Here is a 15,393-nt window from a genome sequence, read left to right as displayed (position 1 = left end):
TTTGTATGTCTAAATGTAAAGTTGCCACTACTTGGGAGGTTAATGATCTGTATGTCCGTTCTTGATAAACTGTTTAAGCACCGAGGAATCATTTGGTTGTTATTTATTGTGAATCTTCTCGGTACCATTTATGGCTACATATGGTATGGCAATCAATTGGAGTTCACGGCGGCTAACTTTCCGCTTTGGTTGCTCCCGTTTGTTCCAGATAGTCCAACCGCGAGCTTGTTCTTTACCTTGGCGCTGTTGCTAATGCTCTTTCCTCCAAAAAGCTATACGGGAAACAATGTAAGGGAGCTTATTGAGGCGTTAGCAGTTGTGACGTCTGTGAAGTATGGGATTTGGGCAGTAAGTATGATTTTTGCTGGAGGTTATCAAGGAGATATTCTGGTTTGGAAAGACTGGATGCTGGTGATCTCTCATTTGGGGATGGCGGTAGAAGCTTTGATCTATGCACGATTCTTTTCTTTCCGCAAAATGATTCCGCTAGCGCTGTTCTGGACCCTTGCTAACGATATGCTGGACTATTCCTATGGAATATACCCATGGTTACCTTCTGTACTGAATGATGATGTCACACAGGTGCAATATTTCACGATGGCGCTTACGGTGTTTAGTGTAATTGTTGCTTGGTTGTTTAGTAGTAGACAAAGACCAGTAGACTCTATCTATCAGTTTAAGAACAGGTTCTAGTAAGCAGTTCTAACCCTTGTCCGCCTGCCATACATTTAGAATTATAAGAAGTATAAGTTTTATACTATACTTTATCCTTATAATTTTACGAGAAACGAATATCGTCTAATAAAGACGACAACGTCGTTTCTTCTTAGGTAGGAGGGGGATGTCTCATGCTCCGAGGGAGATATTATGTGTTGGTTATTCTAGTGTTTTGCTGGTTATTGACCAGCATGAATGTTGAAAAAGCCTCAGCAGCGCAAGGGAATGCTGGTGAAGGTTCTGGCAAGGTTTCGAAGCAAAGCGCCGACGTTAGTTCGGGCAACGGTTTGACAGTGATGAGCGGAAAGACTGGAGCACAGCAGCTAGAACAAGCCGCTGAGGCATTGTATGGGTATGTCTTGGAAGGGGATGTGATGAAGGTCCGACAAGAGACCGAAGAGATCTCTAGGATCATAGTGTCCTCTTCTTTTGAAGGAATGACCTCTGTAGAGGGCATTAATGCGTTGTCAGGGGTCATTATGGACCTGAAGGCTGCTGTGGCAAGTGCAAAAGTATCTCAGCAGCAATTGGAGGCTACAGCTACCAGGTTACGATTAGCTGCCAACAGTCTGAATCAACCCGGACAACCCATTTGGCTTCAGTATTATAAGCTAATTCGCGAGGATTTAAATGCGATGGAACAAAGTGGTGCTACAAATGATCTGACGGGATGGAAAACGGCTGTAGAGAGGCTACAGGGCAGGTATGAAAATATCCGGCCAGCGGTGATCGTCTCTCGGAAACCTGAAGTTGTAAATGCTTTTGATTCTTGGCTCTCTTATGCCGCAGGCATTCCTTCTTCCTCACAAAAAATCGAACGGGCCCGGTTGCTTGAAATCGTGTCTTATGGTCAGGATACTGTGCGGGTAATGTTCGGAAAAGAGAAGGATGAGCCGGCTTTGTCAGTACCCCTGGCCTCACAAGAATTTGGGATTTGGGGAGGACTAGCCGCAGGGTTTATTATCGCTGTATTAGCTTATGCGGGTTATCGTAAGTACCGTGGAGAGAATCAGAACTTCAAACCAATTTAGTGGAATGGTTATATAAATAAGTAAAAGGAGCGGGGAAGAATCCCCCGCTCCTTTTTTAACGAATCAAAACTTATATATTTGGGGCCCCCGCAAAGTATCTGAGTACGTATCGAAGCAAGACCCCACTTTGTGGGGATATTTTATGTTTCTCTGAATCCCTCGCCTTGTACGTCGTGCACATCGCTAATAATTACGAACGCGTGCGGATCAATCGATTTGACCAGTAAACTAAGACGGCGAATTTCCTGCCTTGAAACTACACAGTACACCATATGTTTGGCTTGCTTAGAATACGCACCGATTGCAGGGATGAGTGTTACACCTCGTTCTAGTTCAGCAGTTATTAGATCAGCAATTTGAGGTGCCTCATCACTAATGATTGTAAATGCTTTGGCGGCATAAGCGCCTTCCTGGATAAAATCGATGACACGGGATGCTATGAACACTGCAACGAGTGTGTACAGAATTTTTTCTTTGGGAATATAGAAGATGGAAGAGCCGATAATGAAAATGTCGATGGCCAGAATAATCTGCCCCATACTCCAGCCGAAATTCCGTCCCAGAATTCTTGCCACAATGTCTACGCCACCTGTAGTGCCACCAAAACGGAACACAATCCCAAGCCCGGTTCCAAGTGTTACCCCTGCGTATAGTGCAGCAAGAATAAAGTCATGTTCGGTACTGAAAGGAACAATCCATCCAGCAGAGATCAATCTTTCGAAGATCCACAAGAAAAGGGACAAAGATCCGATTCCTACCCCTGTGTATACAATTTGGCGGCCGCCTAGAACTTTCCAACCGAGCAGAAACAATGGGAGATTGATAAGGAGTGTTGTTAAAAAGATTGGAATGTCAAAGGCATAATTAAGCAGCAGTGTGATTCCCGTTACGCCGCCTTCCATTAGTTGACTGGGAATGATGAAATACAGTAGTCCGAATGCATATACTGCGGTTCCGAGCATGATAGGGGCAACTGTTTTGCTGATTGAAATTACCTTGTTTGAATTCATGGAATCCCTCGTTAGGCCTTGTTTAGGCAGTTTTTCTTTTCCTATAAAAAGTATACCTTTTCTTGCGGGTGTTAAAATATTCAAAAAAGATTTGTCTTCAAAACGTCTTTACGATAACATAGGGGCAAACAGAAGGCAAGATATACAGAGGGGGCAAAGATACATTTTATGGACAAAAGTCTTGGTGACATTCAGCGTGAAGTAGACGCTTATATATCGCAATTTAAAGAAGGATACTTCAGTCCGCTGTCTATGTTAGCCCGCATGTCCGAGGAAGTCGGAGAGTTGGCGCGGGAAGTCAATCATGAATTCGGTGAGAAGCCGAAGAAATCTGATGAAGCAGAGAATTCTATAGAGCTTGAATTGGGAGATATTTTGTTTATTACTGTTTGTTTTGCAAATTCTCTTGGGATTGATCTGACTGAAGCACATAATAAGGTCATGCATAAGTTTAATACCCGAGACGCTGGTCGTTGGACACCAAAAGACACCGATTAGGCCTCTATAACATATGCTGTACCAAACGAACGGGATTTAGCCGTGAGGATGGTGAGGATATGGATCAAAGGGATTATGTAAGAGAAGCCTATCGCTCTATATTGCGTAGTGACTTTGCAGAAGCTATTGTTTGCTTTGAAGCCGCGATTGCAGCAAGTCCGGCTGATGCTGAAGTCAGATATCGTTGTTCCATAACGTATGCCCGCAGTGGTATGCTAGATAAAGCTTTAGTTCATGCTCAGGTGGCTATGAAGTTAGATGGCAGCAAACCTGAGTATAGTCTACATCTACAGCATCTTCAAGCTATGATGCATGTACAGGAAGCTAAGCGGTTGATAGAAGATGAAGATAACAAAACTCGTAACCCGTATCATCCGATTACGCTACTTAAAGAGGCCATCACCCTTGATCCATTATATGGGGATGCTTATGTATGGCTTGCCATCGCACATAGTCGGGTGAATGAACATATGCAGGCTATGGCCGCCTTGAAAGAAGTGATTTCTTTACATCCGGATGATTCTGGCTTGCGAGAATTGATGGTAGACCTTCAGAAATCCATACAATCGTATATGCAGTAACTATATAACTAGTGAAAGCGAGGATGAAAAGATATGAGCAACAAGATCAGAGTTATCGTATCCGGTGCAGGCGGGAGAATGGGTAAAGAGGTTGTTAAACTTGTGCTGCAGGACGAAGAGTTGGAGCTAGCGGCTGCGGTAGATCGTTCAACAATGGATATAGATGCAGGCCGTCTAGTAGGTCTCGAAGACTCAGGAGTTATTGTAACTTCAGATCTTGAGGCTGCCCTCGCGGGAAGCAACGGAGATGTTGTGGTCGATTTCACTACACCACAATCAGCGTATATGAATACAGTGCTAGCCATTAAATATGGAGTGCGTCCGGTTATCGGTACAACCGGATTCACACCGGAGCAAATTGTGGAACTGGACAAGCAGTGTCAAGACCAGGGGATAGGTGGACTTATTGCTCCGAACTTCTCCATAGGGGCTATTCTGTTGATGAGATTTGCGGCTCAAGCTTCAAAATACTTTCCACATCTGGAGATTATCGAGTATCATGGTGACCAAAAACTGGATGCTCCATCCGGAACTGCAGTCAAAACAGCAGAGATGATTTCAGAAGTACGGGAAGAGCTTCGTCAAGGAAACCCTAAAGAAGAAGAAACGATTGAGGGTGCGCGTGGGGGTTACTATAATGGATTCCGGATACATAGTGTCCGTCTTCCTGGTGTGTTTGCCCAAGAAGAAGTGATTTTTGGTGGGTTCGGACAATCCTTAAAAATCCGGCATGATTCTTATGAGCGAGCAGGCTATATGCCAGGCGTTAAGATGGGTATTCAAAAGGTAATGGGATACACTGGCTTGATCTATGGATTTGAGCACTTTATAGAATAGACAGGGGAGAACACCATGTTAAAGATCGCATTTATTGCACATGATCGTAAAAAAGATGAAATCGTAAATTTTGTATTAGCCTATGAGCATGTATTTGTAGGTCATGAACTATTTTCTACGGGGACTACTGGCCAACGGATCATGGATGTGACTAGCTTGAAGATTCATCGCTATATGTCAGGACCATTGGGTGGAGATCAGCAAATTGGGGCAATGGTAGCCCAAGATGAATTGGATCTTATTATTTTCTTGCGCGACCCATTAATGGCACAGCCACATGAACCAGATATTACAGCTTTACTTCGTCTATGTGACGTATATGGTATCCCTGTAGCAACGAATATCGCAACAGCTGAGGTGCTTGTGAAGGCGATTGATCGTGGTGACTTTGCTTGGCGTGAACTCGTCCATAAATACAAACCAGGTGTTGATGAATGAAGCTGGACATTCTTGTATTTGGGGCTCATGCGGATGATGCGGAGATCGGAATGGCAGGTACGATTGCGAAGCATACCGCTGCAGGACTAAAAGTAGGTCTGTGCGATTTAACAGCTGCGGAAATGTCCTCGAACGGTACTGTAGAGCTACGCATGGAAGAGGCACAGCAAGCTGCTGATCTGCTTGGCGTGTCTGTGCGGACGAATTTGGGTTTATCTGACAGAGGGCTGTTTATAACAGAAGAGCATGTGGCCGCTGTGACAGCAGAAATTCGCCGGTTTGCTCCTGCGATTGTTTTTGCTCCTTATTGGGAAGATCGTCATCCGGATCATATTGCGTGCAGTAAGTTAGTAGAAGAGGCTGTTTTTAATGCTAAACTACGTAAATATATGCCGGACAAGCCGGCAGTTCCGGCTCCACAGCTGTTTTTTTATTTTATAAATGATCTAGGACGTACGGATCTTATTGTAGATGTTACTAAACAATATGGGCTGAAGGAGCAGGCGTTGTCCTGCTATCGCTCCCAGTTCACCAAGCCGCTCGGTGCCGATGCTGTATCCACACCGCTAACGGAAGGTTATATTGAACGTGTTCGTTCCAGAGACATGTTGCTTGGACAGCGGAGACTTATTCCCTATGCGGAAGGGTTTGCAACAAAAGTTCCCTATGCAGTAGATCTGTTTACTGCAGGGGATCAAACTATATAAGGTATAGAAGGGGACGGAATATGGATCGTTTGAAAATAGGCATCACTTGTTATCCGTCTCTTGGCGGCTCAGGCGTAGTAGCGACTGAATTAGGAAAACTCTTGGCCGAGAAGGGACATGAAGTTCATTTTATTACACACAGCATTCCGTTTCGGTTAGGGAAATTCCAGAAAAATATATTTTACCATGAGGTAGAGGTTAATGATTATTATGTATTCAAATATCCTCCTTATGATTTAGCACTTGCTACGAAGATGGCTCAGGTTGCCAAAATGCAGAATTTAGATCTGTTTCATGTTCATTACGCCGTTCCGCATGCTGTTTGTGCTTTCCTTGCTAAGCAGATGCTTGGTAATGATATAAAAGTTGTAACGACTTTGCATGGCACTGATATTACGGTACTTGGACAGGATGAATCGCTAAAAGATCTAATCCGTCTTGGAATTAATGAAAGTGATGCCGTAACAGCCGTATCGAAGGATCTCATTAGAGAAACACGAGAAGTGCTGGATATTACGCGCGAGATCGACCTCACTTATAACTTCGTTGATCATCGTGTCTATTATCCACGGGATGTATCGAATCTGCGAGAAGATTTTGCTTCTCCTGAGGAGAAGATCTTGATGCACATCAGTAACTTCCGCCCAGTTAAAAGGGTAAGCGATGTTGTCGATATCTTTGCTAAAGTGAATCGTGAAATCCCTTCACGTCTGCTGCTTGTTGGCGAAGGGCCGGATCTTCCTAAGATTCAAGCTAAGATCAGTGAAATGGGTCTGGATGATAAAGTCCGCTTCTTAGGAAGACAGGATGAGATTGCTCAAGTTATTTCGTTGGCTGATCTTCTTCTGTTACCTTCTGAGAAGGAAAGCTTTGGTCTGGTCGCCCTGGAAGCGATGGCCTGTGGTGTTCCGACTATAGGTTCGCAAACCGGAGGCATTCCGGAGCTCATAGAACATGGCAAGACAGGATTCATTGCTCCAATTGGTGATACAGAAACTATGGCGAAATATGCAATCAAACTCCTATCGGATGATCGCATGGTGGAGCAGTTCAGACAAGCTTGTCTGGAAACGGCCTGCAAAGATTTCTGTAAGGATTCGATTACAAGTCAGTATGAGGATATATATTACCGTGTGCTCGGGCGCAAGGTACCTAGACTGGATACAGTCAGGGGGTAAGGAGTTCGTAATGAAATGGAAAATGGCGCCATCTGCTATGGCTCTTGCGGCGGAAAATGTAATTTCTGAGCTAACGCAAAACAGCCATGAGGCTTTTTGGGTTGGAGGCTGTATTCGCGATGAGCTATTGGGTAGGCCAGTGCATGATATGGATATTACAACTTCAGCAGTGCCGGAGGAAGTGATAGCCATCTTCGCACGCAGTATTCCGACAGGGCTAGCACATGGGACGGTCACTGTGCTTCAGGATGGGCATGGATTTGAGGTGACGACATACCGAACTGAAAGCGGATATGTCGATCATCGTCGTCCGGACCATGTTGAATTTGTTAGTGATGTGAAGGAAGATCTTCGTCGTCGTGATTTTACGATTAACGCGATATGCTGCGGGCTGGGTGGAGATTTGATTGATCCCTTCGGAGGCGAGAAGGATCTAGCTCTCCGTGTGATCCGCTGTGTGGGTGATGCAGAGGAACGGTTCGATGAGGATGCGCTTCGCATGCTTCGCTGCGTTCGTTTCGCATCGGTGTTAGATTTCTCCATCGCTAAGAATACGTGGAGGGGGCTCCTGCGTCAGCGAGATAAGCTGGCGCATATTGCTGTGGAGCGTGTCCGCGCGGAGCTGGACCGCATCGTAGAGGGGCCGCATCCTCGGCGCGGCCTTGCTATGCTAGCGCGCTGTGAGCTGCTCGCGCGCGGCAAAGCCCCGTTCCCCTGGACCGGAACCGATCTGGCGGCTGCTGCCGCTTTAACGGCCGGGATAGGGGAACTGGAGAGCGCCACCTGCGGTGGGCGCTTCTCCTCCATGCCCTGAAGCAGTCGGCCCAGGAGGCCGATGAGCTGCTGCGGGCATGGACGTTCTCTGGGACGACGCGTACCAGCGTCGTCCAGGTGCTGCGGGTCCGCGAAGCTTGGACCGCTGCCCTGGAGTCTGTGCCGCCAGGGGAACCGGGCGGCACGGATCTACTGCGGCGGCGCTGGATCGCCGCCGTGCTGACCTTCGGCGTGGAAGCCGCCGAAGGGTGGCTCTCGCTGCTGGCGATCCTGCCAGCAGCTGCCCTTTCCGCTGCGAATCAGCCAGCGGACTCGGAAGTCTCACCCGCTGTCAACACCCAAGCGGTCTCAAAAGACTCGCCCGCTATCACCGCCCCAGCGGTGCCTGCAAGAGAGTGGATCGTGCAAATGCCACTGAAGAGTCTCTCGGAGCTTGCTGTTACAGGCAATGAGTTGGCGGAAGCGCTTGAGAAACGTCCAGGACCTTGGCTTGGCAATATGCTGAGTGCACTTCTGCAGGCGACTGCTTCGGGAGATCTTCTTAACAATAAACAAGAATTGCTGCTTGAAGCAAAAAGGATGGATGGACATGAGCTATGAAAAAGCGCTGTCGCTAACCGGGTTGAAGCAGGAAGCTTCTGATTCGAATTGGCTAGACAGAGTTCAGCTCCTGGAGTCTGTCGTATCTACTCAGGAGGAAGCCAAACGATTGGCGGAAAACGGTGCACCAGAAGGAACAACCGTAATCGCTGAAGAACAGACCGGTGCTAGAGGGCGAATGGGTAGGAAATGGTTTTCTCCTCGTGGCAAAGGCATTTGGATGAGTATTGTATTGCGTCCGAATTTACCTTTGTTACAGACTCCTCAGTTAACACTGCTTGCTGGGGTTGCAGTCTGTAAGGCAATTCGCCGTGTAACCGGAGTAGACGCCGGGATTAAATGGCCAAATGATTTGCTTGCGGGCGGTCGAAAGATATGTGGAATTTTGCTCGAGTCTTCGCTAAGAGAAGGAGAGCTTCATTATTGCATCGCTGGGATTGGAATTTCTGCGAACTTGACTGAAGACGATTATCCTGATCATCTGAAGGAAGTAGCGACTTCTCTTCGGATTCAGCGGGGCGGTGTCCCTATTGACCGTTCGGAGCTGGTAAGAGCTGTACTGAATGAGTTAGAGCTGCATTTCAATCTTTACATGGAACAAGGTTTTAAACCTATCAAAGAGCTGTGGGAGTCGATGTCAGTTACTTTGGGTCGCCAAATCGCTCTGAATAGCCCTCAGGGACGCTCTGAAAGCGTTGTGGTAGGTTTGGATGAGTTAGGTGGACTAATCCTTAAAAACAGCGCAGGAGAGATTTCTAGCGTATGCTCAGGTGAAATCGAGCTATTATAAATCTTTTTTATATGACAGGGTGTCATCCCCTGTCATATTTTTTTCGTGTATTTCCGAGTCCTTTTTGTTATACTATGGGGCAGAGGCGGTATCGTTTTGCGAACTGTACTCTTGATCTGATGAACTTATAATGGTTTTATTATTGGAATCACCTTCATAACTGCGTTAGACGGTTACGTTGGATTCTGCTCTGAGCCGTAAGGACCGAGACAGAAGGGACGATCGCGAGTGACTCTTTTTTGCCCTTCGGACCTTTTTAGCAAATCGTTGCTAAAAGGTTTTTTTGTTGCGATTTTTACGGGGATGTAATTTCAAAAAGGAGGACGAAGAGAGAAATGGCAAACAAACAAGCACTTAATATTGTGAAAATGAAAAAAATGAAAGCAGATGGTGAGCGGTTAAGCATGCTGACTGCTTATGATTACCCATCGGCTCTACTTGCTGAAGAAGCCGGTATCGATCTTATTCTGGTGGGTGACTCCCTGGGAAATGTGGTACTTGGATATGATACAACTTTACCTGTTACGATTGACGATATGGTCTACCACACTCGTTCGGTAACTCGGGGCGCACAAAAAACATTCATTGTGGCAGATATGCCATTTATGACCTACCACGGAAGTATAGATGAAACCTTGCGGGGTGTGCGCAGACTGATGCAGGAAGGGCGGGCTCATGCCGTCAAAATGGAAGGCGGTCTCGAAATTTGTGAGACAGTTACTGCGGTTGTAGCTGCGGGAGTTCCTGTGCTGGGGCATATTGGACTTACACCGCAATCGGTAAATATGATTGGCGGCTACCGCATTCAAGGTAAGGACGCCAAAGATGCAAAACGTCTGATGGATGAAGCTAAGGCCCTTGAAGCAGCAGGTGCTTTTGCAGTGGTACTGGAGCTGGTGACAGAAGAAGTGGCACAAGCAATTTCTGAGGCACTGAGCATTCCGACCATTGGGATTGGTGCAGGTCGTTATTGTGATGGACAGGTATTGGTTTTCCATGATTTGTTGCGTTATGCCTCACCCTACCGTGAGAAACGTTTTGTCAAAACCTACGCGGATGTGGGTAGCCTGATTCGTGAGGGTATCAGCCAATATGTGCAAGAAGTGAAGAATCGCTCGTACCCAGATGAAGGTCATGTTTTTAAAGCAGATGAAACCGTTCTGGAATCTTTATACGGCGGTGCCGGAAAGGATGGGGAATAAGATGAGAGTCGTCAGAAGCATTAAGCAACTGCGCGAAGCTTTGGAATATATGAGACAAGGTGGGCATACCCCGATTGGGTTTGTTCCAACCATGGGATACCTGCATGAAGGACATGCCAGTCTGCTTCGGCGGGCAGGAGAAATGAGCAACACGGTCGTTATGAGCATATTTGTGAACCCGCTGCAGTTCGGACCGAATGAGGATTATGATTCCTATCCGCGCGATGAAGAGCGTGATTTGGAGCTTGCGGAACGCGAAGGTGTCGATATTGTATTTATCCCCAGTGTGGAAGAAATGTATCCGCAGCCTACCCGGACTACTGTCTCGGTATCAGAGCTTACCACTCGACTTTGTGGGGCTTCGCGTCCAGGGCATTTTAATGGCGTAACAACAGTTGTTAATAAACTATTCAATATCGTGCAGCCAGATTATGCTTTCTTCGGGCTAAAGGATGCTCAGCAAGTAGCTGTGCTCCGCAGAATGGTATCTGATTTGAATATGAATGTTGAAATTGTACCTTGCCCTATCGTTCGTGAAGGAGATGGACTTGCACTTAGCTCGCGTAACGTATTCTTATCTCCAGAGGAACGTTCTCAAGCACTGGTGTTATCTCGTTCCTTGCGTGAAGCACGTCAGTCCATTGAAGAAGGAAAAGTAACAACCGTTGCTGAAGTGCGGGAATTGTTGACCTCGGTTATTTCCAACTCTCCTTTGGCGGTCATTGATTATGCGGAAATACTGACTTTCCCTAATCTGGAAGGCTTAGAGAACGAAGTTTTATTAACGGATGTAAATGGGGAGATTATTATAGCGCTTGCCGTGAAGTTTGGCAGAACGCGATTAATTGACAATAATGTATTTATTCCAAAGGAGGTTGCCGCTCTTGTTTAGACATATGATGAAATCCAAAATTCACCGCGCGACGGTGACAGAAGCCAATTTGAATTATGTGGGAAGTATTACCATTGATGAGAACTTAATGGAAGCGGCAGATATTCTTGAGAATGAAAAAGTGCAGATCGTGGACAACAATAATGGTTCACGGTTAGAAACCTATGTTATTCCAGGGCCTCGCGGCAGTGGTGTGATCTGCCTAAATGGTGCAGCTGCACGTCTTGTTCAACCGGGAGATACAGTAATTATTATTTCGTATGCGATGCTGTCTTCGGAAGAACTGGAATCGCATAAACCAACGGTGGTATTCGTGGATGAGAACAACAGACCAGTGAAGCTGGCTGATCATGAATTGCATGCTACAATCGCTTAATTTATGGACTTACGCCATGTAATGAATGGCAGGGATGAAAGACCCCGTTCTCGCAGAAAATGAAGTCAGGCAAGCTGAACTGATTTCATCTTCAGTAAGGGGGGATAGCCCATGTTTCAACATTTGTTTGCTGAAATGAACAAGGTGCTTCAGGAGATCGTTACAGATTACCCTACAGCGGAGGGTGCCCGCCGGAATGAGCTTTTATGCAATTATAATATGCTGCATCGACTTAGTGATAAAGTGATGGATGAATGGCTGGCCTTTGCAGAGAAGCTAAGTCACTTTCGTGAAAGTGTAGATTTTACGACTGTGGTTGAAGAGGAAGTGCCAGAGCAGGAAGCACCCGAGCTGTGCATGGATACTTTTGTTAGAGGTCAAGGGTATTATAAGCTGCTGATGTATGGGAAATGTATTGAACAGTTTAAGGAAGTTATTGTGCAATATCCGGATAGCTTGGCTGCTCGATTATATTTAGCCATCTCTTACCTGCAGGAAGGGGAGGGGGAAGCTGCTTGGAGTCATCTGAACCATATGCTCGGTTTGATACGGGAAACCAAGCTGAAGGCAATGGTTTATAACGCTTTAGGTTGCATCAGGGCCTCTCAAGAACGGTTCAATGAAGCGCAGGAGCTGTTTGGCCTTTCTTTGCAACTTGACCCGGCACTTCCTGAACCAACCGTTAATTTGGAGGTTTGCCGCCGCCGAGGAGGTAAGCTTCATTTCGGAAATCAGCTTGTTTCATTATTGTAAATTATTACGTTTACGGTTTATTATTCCGCATTTTCATTCAAGCGATGCATCCCCTGAACCAGTGGTGTGCATCGCCTTTTTTCGCAACTTCTGTTATGCTGATTAAGAGTCTCAATTGAAAGGGAATAGAATTATAATGAAATTTGCCGTGCTTGATTTTGAAACAACGGGAACCCAATCCGTGGGTGAAATTATCCAGGTTGGCCTTGCAATTATAGAAGAAGACCGGTCCATCTCCCGGGTATATGGTTCCTACGTCAAGCCCGGAACGCCGATACCTCCTTTTATAACTGGTCTAACGGGGATTACCGACGATGATGTAAAGGATGCACCTGAGCTGGATGAGATGATGATGGAGCTTGTCCCACTCTTGGATGATGTTGTGCTTGTAGGGCATAATGTCGCATTCGACTTCCATTTTTTGCAAAATGCTTTAGACCGATGTGGGTATTTACCATTTCAAGGGCGGATTTTAGATACGATTGATTTTCTGAAAATCTGCTTTCCTTCCCTCACATCCTATCAACTAGGATCAGTTAGTGCACATTTTGGAGTGACGCACGATCGTCCGCATCAGGCAGACAGTGATGCTCTCGCAACTGCTCTTGTATTGCTGAAATGTCTGGAGGAGCTCTACGATTTGCCTCTGCTGACGATTCAGAGACTCTGTGAGCTGTTTACGGAAGAGGATAGTGATCTGGGTTGGTATTTTGATGGTCTGCTGCGTGAACGGGAAGCGGAGACGCTTCAGCCCGAAGGTGATCTGACTTTCTATCGTCAATTAGCGCTTGCTGTAGGAGACTGGAACGAATTAGCTCCACCTCGAGACGAGCATGCTGAAAATCCACTACACAATTTATCTTTTACAGATTATATGGATGAAGTAACGAAACGACTTAAAGAAACTTTGCCACAGTATGAAAGCCGAGAAGCTCAGGATATTATGATCAATGAGGTGATGACGGCACTTGCCGAAGACAAGCATCTATTGATCGAAGCAGGGACAGGAACCGGTAAATCCCTTGGTTATTTATTGCCTGCCATATACCAAAGCGTACGCACTAATGAAAAAGTCATGGTCAGCACTCATACTATTAATCTGCAGGATCAATTGCGTGAGCGTGATATTCCTTTGTTAACGCAGGTAGTTCCTTTTCCATTTAAAGCTGCAATTTTTAAGGGCAGAGGGCATTATTTGTGTCTTCGTAAGTTCGAACATAAAATTAATAAAAAAGACTTTATAAGTCCGAGGGAAGATGCGCTTACTGCGGCTCAGATGATCGTTTGGCTGACACAAAGTGAATCAGGAGATGACGAAGAGCTTAATCTAAGTGGACGTGGCGGAGATTTTTGGGAGACGGTGGCAAGCGATACCGATTCTTGTCTGGGTCGCTCGTGTCCCTGGTTCCGTAAGTGTTATTATCATCGGGCTAAGCATGAAGCTGGTATTGCAGACGTGGTCATTACGAACCACTCTAAACTTTTCGCAGATGTTAAGGCTGGGCATCAACTACTTCCGGCTTATGAACATCTTGTAATAGATGAGGCCCATCATCTGGAGGACGTGGCTGGCAAGCATTTAGGCATGCATATGAAGCATTTCACGGTGGCACATACACTATCGCGTCTTTATAAGGATAGTCGAAATGGCCAACTTCCTACACTTCGCCAAATGCTTCAGTCATCAGGCAGTGAGGAAGCTTCTGAATGGAGCGGAGTGATCGATAGAATCTATCCGGACCTTCTTACCGTAAAAGAAACCTGGGATCTGCTTAGTGATAAACTATTCAGCCTCTTGCCGGAACGCAGCGATGCAGCGGCGGGAGAAGCCGGCCAGTTAGTCATGCGGCTACTTCCTACCCGTAAACCGAAAGATTGGGATGAATTGGTTGCTTTAGAGAATACTATGAATCTGACATTAAGCGAAATTATCCGTAAAGGTGATAAAATGCTTAATGAGATGCGAGATCAAGAAGGTCAATCTTCCTCAGATAGCCTAGTTACCGATATTAGCGGCTTATTTAAGGATTTAGCTTCTATACGTGAGCAAGTACGGTTTTTTATGGGATTAAATGATGAGAATGTAGTATATTGGCTGGAGGCGAATGGAAATTATCGCAGTAAATCGCTACAGCTGTATGCCGTTCCTGTTGATGTTAGTACTCAGCTTAAGGAGCTGTTTTTCGACAAGAAGAAAAGTATCGTACTAACTTCGGCGACACTCTCTGTGGATAAATCTTTCCAGTTTATGATTGATAATCTCGGACTTAATGAAGCTGCGGAAGAGGGGCGTCTGATGACATCACTCCTGCCTTCTCCCTTTAAGTATCGGGAGCAGGCGCTGTTAGTTATTCCGCGGGATTTCCCAAGTGTGAAGGGGAGTGTAGGCGATGCCCGATTTGTCGATACACTCGTACAGTCACTAGCAGAAGCAGCTATTACAACACGTGGGCGGATGCTTGTCCTGTTTACTTCTTACAAGATGCTACGCCAGGTTTACGATCCTCTGAAAGAGGCTCTAGCCTCACAAGAGATCACGGTGTTAGGTCAAGGCGTGGAGGGGGGCAGCCGTAGCAAGCTGATCCGCCGTTTTCAGGACAGTGCAGCTTCTGTACTGTTAGGAACAAGCAGCTTTTGGGAGGGTGTAGATATTCCAGGTGAAGCATTAACATGCTTGGCCATCGTGAGACTCCCATTTCAACCGCCAAACCACCCCCTAGCGGAAGCGAAGTCTGAGTTATTACAAGCCCAGAAAAAGAATCCGTTCATGAAGTTGTCTGTTCCTCAGGCGGTTATTCGCTTCAAGCAAGGATTTGGGAGGCTGGTACGGACAGCGCAAGATCGGGGTATTGTTATTGTGTATGACACAAGGGTGATCGAATCTCACTATGGGAAGTATTTCCTCTATTCGTTGCCTGGCCCGAAAATGGAGCATATGCTTACGGATCAAATGGTTCCTCGTATAGCGGAGTGGTTGGAAGACGGAGGCGTTTCTTGAAAAGAACGTCA

General features: G+C 46.1%; 17 protein-coding genes. 16 read left to right on the top strand and 1 reads right to left on the bottom strand.

Going from position 1 to position 15,393, the window contains the following annotated elements:
- Nucleotides 1-51 precede the first annotated feature (51 nt).
- Together MHI27_RS21400 and MHI27_RS21395 are read left to right on the top strand one after the other, a co-directional pair.
- Nucleotides 52-693: a DUF1405 domain-containing protein gene (locus MHI27_RS21400; RefSeq protein WP_256716306.1), complete on the top strand. Its 642-nt coding sequence runs from the start codon at nt 52-54 to the stop codon at nt 691-693.
- Between the two features lie 155 nt (nt 694-848).
- A complete protein-coding gene (locus MHI27_RS21395; RefSeq protein WP_076284573.1) occupies nt 849-1,748 on the top strand; it encodes a sporulation protein YpjB in 900 nt (299 codons plus the stop codon).
- Between the two features lie 140 nt (nt 1,749-1,888).
- Here MHI27_RS21395 and MHI27_RS21390 read toward each other — a convergent pair whose 3' ends face one another.
- Nucleotides 1,889-2,758 carry a YitT family protein gene (locus tag MHI27_RS21390; protein ID WP_042190138.1) on the bottom strand — a complete coding sequence of 290 codons (870 nt, stop codon included), beginning with the start codon at nt 2,756-2,758 and terminating at the stop codon, nt 1,889-1,891.
- Nucleotides 2,759-2,926: 168 nt separating this feature from the next.
- On the opposite strand from MHI27_RS21390, the gene MHI27_RS21385 reads away from it, so the two are divergent.
- From MHI27_RS21385 to dinG, 14 genes are all read left to right on the top strand, one after another.
- The gene (locus tag MHI27_RS21385) at nt 2,927-3,256 is read left to right on the top strand and encodes a nucleotide pyrophosphohydrolase (protein ID WP_036676271.1); all 330 of its coding nucleotides are present in this window, start codon (nt 2,927-2,929) and stop codon (nt 3,254-3,256) included.
- 59 nt (nt 3,257-3,315) lie between these two features.
- Entirely contained in the window at nt 3,316-3,837 is a 522-nt protein-coding gene (locus MHI27_RS21380; RefSeq protein WP_076284574.1) for a tetratricopeptide repeat protein, read from the top strand.
- Between the two features lie 33 nt (nt 3,838-3,870).
- Complete coding sequence (gene dapB / locus MHI27_RS21375) at nt 3,871-4,674, top strand: 4-hydroxy-tetrahydrodipicolinate reductase (RefSeq protein ID WP_042190132.1); 804 nt, start codon at nt 3,871-3,873, stop codon at nt 4,672-4,674.
- 15 nt (nt 4,675-4,689) lie between these two features.
- Nucleotides 4,690-5,112, top strand: coding sequence for a methylglyoxal synthase (locus MHI27_RS21370; protein ID WP_042129517.1), 423 nt, complete (start codon nt 4,690-4,692; stop codon nt 5,110-5,112).
- Nucleotides 5,109-5,819, top strand: coding sequence for a bacillithiol biosynthesis deacetylase BshB1 (gene bshB1, locus MHI27_RS21365; protein WP_076284575.1), 711 nt, complete (start codon nt 5,109-5,111; stop codon nt 5,817-5,819). The genes MHI27_RS21370 and bshB1 overlap by 4 nt, the downstream gene beginning before the upstream one ends.
- Before the next feature lie 20 nt (nt 5,820-5,839).
- Complete coding sequence (gene bshA / locus MHI27_RS21360) at nt 5,840-6,997, top strand: N-acetyl-alpha-D-glucosaminyl L-malate synthase BshA (RefSeq protein ID WP_076299584.1); 1,158 nt, start codon at nt 5,840-5,842, stop codon at nt 6,995-6,997.
- A 10-nt stretch (nt 6,998-7,007) separates the two neighbouring features.
- Complete coding sequence (locus tag MHI27_RS21355) at nt 7,008-7,811, top strand: CCA tRNA nucleotidyltransferase (RefSeq protein ID WP_405174679.1); 804 nt, start codon at nt 7,008-7,010, stop codon at nt 7,809-7,811.
- Between the two features lie 77 nt (nt 7,812-7,888).
- Nucleotides 7,889-8,371, top strand: a complete 483-nt coding sequence (locus MHI27_RS21350) for a hypothetical protein (RefSeq protein ID WP_405174678.1) — start codon at nt 7,889-7,891, stop codon at nt 8,369-8,371.
- Complete coding sequence (locus MHI27_RS21345) at nt 8,361-9,161, top strand: biotin--[acetyl-CoA-carboxylase] ligase (protein ID WP_405174677.1); 801 nt, start codon at nt 8,361-8,363, stop codon at nt 9,159-9,161. The genes MHI27_RS21350 and MHI27_RS21345 overlap by 11 nt, the downstream gene beginning before the upstream one ends.
- A gap of 335 nt (nt 9,162-9,496) precedes the next feature.
- Nucleotides 9,497-10,363, top strand: a complete 867-nt coding sequence (panB, locus tag MHI27_RS21340; protein WP_076284579.1) for a 3-methyl-2-oxobutanoate hydroxymethyltransferase — start codon at nt 9,497-9,499, stop codon at nt 10,361-10,363.
- 1 nt (nt 10,364) lies between these two features.
- Nucleotides 10,365-11,255, top strand: coding sequence for a pantoate--beta-alanine ligase (panC, locus tag MHI27_RS21335; RefSeq protein ID WP_076299588.1), 891 nt, complete (start codon nt 10,365-10,367; stop codon nt 11,253-11,255).
- Nucleotides 11,248-11,631 (top strand): aspartate 1-decarboxylase, encoded by a 384-nt coding sequence (gene panD, locus MHI27_RS21330; RefSeq protein ID WP_042129504.1) that lies wholly within the window; start codon nt 11,248-11,250, stop codon nt 11,629-11,631. The genes panC and panD overlap by 8 nt, the downstream gene beginning before the upstream one ends.
- 111 nt (nt 11,632-11,742) lie before the next feature.
- A complete protein-coding gene (locus MHI27_RS21325; RefSeq protein ID WP_042190119.1) occupies nt 11,743-12,384 on the top strand; it encodes a tetratricopeptide repeat protein in 642 nt (213 codons plus the stop codon).
- Between the two features lie 136 nt (nt 12,385-12,520).
- A complete protein-coding gene (gene dinG, locus MHI27_RS21320; protein ID WP_042190117.1) occupies nt 12,521-15,382 on the top strand; it encodes an ATP-dependent DNA helicase DinG in 2,862 nt (953 codons plus the stop codon).
- Nucleotides 15,383-15,393 lie beyond the last annotated feature (11 nt).

The sequence above is a fragment of the Paenibacillus sp. FSL H8-0261 genome, assembly GCF_045040645.1.
GTDB lineage: Bacteria > Bacillota > Bacilli > Paenibacillales > Paenibacillaceae > Paenibacillus_AQ.
Note: the sequence above shows the minus strand (reverse complement) of the source record. Positions and strands in the feature narration are given on the sequence as shown.

Coding starts and splice junctions, on each gene's coding strand:
- MHI27_RS21400 (WP_256716306.1), top strand. CDS start 52: ATGTCCGTTCTTGATAAACTGTTTAAGCACCGAGGAATCATTTGGTTG.
- MHI27_RS21395 (WP_076284573.1), top strand. CDS start 849: ATGCTCCGAGGGAGATATTATGTGTTGGTTATTCTAGTGTTTTGCTGG.
- MHI27_RS21390 (WP_042190138.1), bottom strand. CDS start 2,758: ATGAATTCAAACAAGGTAATTTCAATCAGCAAAACAGTTGCCCCTATC.
- MHI27_RS21385 (WP_036676271.1), top strand. CDS start 2,927: ATGGACAAAAGTCTTGGTGACATTCAGCGTGAAGTAGACGCTTATATA.
- MHI27_RS21380 (WP_076284574.1), top strand. CDS start 3,316: ATGGATCAAAGGGATTATGTAAGAGAAGCCTATCGCTCTATATTGCGT.
- dapB (WP_042190132.1), top strand. CDS start 3,871: ATGAGCAACAAGATCAGAGTTATCGTATCCGGTGCAGGCGGGAGAATG.
- MHI27_RS21370 (WP_042129517.1), top strand. CDS start 4,690: ATGTTAAAGATCGCATTTATTGCACATGATCGTAAAAAAGATGAAATC.
- bshB1 (WP_076284575.1), top strand. CDS start 5,109: ATGAAGCTGGACATTCTTGTATTTGGGGCTCATGCGGATGATGCGGAG.
- bshA (WP_076299584.1), top strand. CDS start 5,840: ATGGATCGTTTGAAAATAGGCATCACTTGTTATCCGTCTCTTGGCGGC.
- MHI27_RS21355 (WP_405174679.1), top strand. CDS start 7,008: ATGAAATGGAAAATGGCGCCATCTGCTATGGCTCTTGCGGCGGAAAAT.
- MHI27_RS21345 (WP_405174677.1), top strand. CDS start 8,361: ATGAGCTATGAAAAAGCGCTGTCGCTAACCGGGTTGAAGCAGGAAGCT.
- panB (WP_076284579.1), top strand. CDS start 9,497: ATGGCAAACAAACAAGCACTTAATATTGTGAAAATGAAAAAAATGAAA.
- panC (WP_076299588.1), top strand. CDS start 10,365: ATGAGAGTCGTCAGAAGCATTAAGCAACTGCGCGAAGCTTTGGAATAT.
- MHI27_RS21325 (WP_042190119.1), top strand. CDS start 11,743: ATGTTTCAACATTTGTTTGCTGAAATGAACAAGGTGCTTCAGGAGATC.
- dinG (WP_042190117.1), top strand. CDS start 12,521: ATGAAATTTGCCGTGCTTGATTTTGAAACAACGGGAACCCAATCCGTG.